Here is a 268-nt window from a genome sequence, read left to right as displayed (position 1 = left end):
TAGATTTCAGTCGATCGAAGAAGTCGAGCACAACTTCCGCCATCGGGATCTCGTACGTCAGTGCCACCTGATTACCGTGGTAAACCATATTGGTCTGCACGCCGCGTTTTTCTACGCACAGCGTAATAACGTTGCCGAGATATGCCTGCGGCAGCAGCATGTGACATTCTGCAATCGGCTCGCGCAGTTCGTAAATGTTATTTACCGCAGGCAGCTTGGATGGGCTGTCGACGTAGATAACTTCTCTTGACGTGGTTTCAACTTCATA

At 50.0% G+C, this 268-nt stretch carries 1 pseudogene; it reads right to left on the bottom strand.

The annotated features are described in order from the left end of the window. A pseudogene (locus SB764_RS40805) lies at positions 1–268 on the bottom strand (elongation factor 4); the annotation flags it as partial.

Origin of the sequence: Paraburkholderia sp. SIMBA_027 (assembly GCF_046535315.1) — a bacterium.
Lineage (GTDB): Bacteria > Pseudomonadota > Gammaproteobacteria > Burkholderiales > Burkholderiaceae > Paraburkholderia > Paraburkholderia tropica.
The sequence above is the reverse complement of the archived record's forward strand: the minus strand, read 5'-3'. Positions and strand labels throughout refer to the sequence as shown.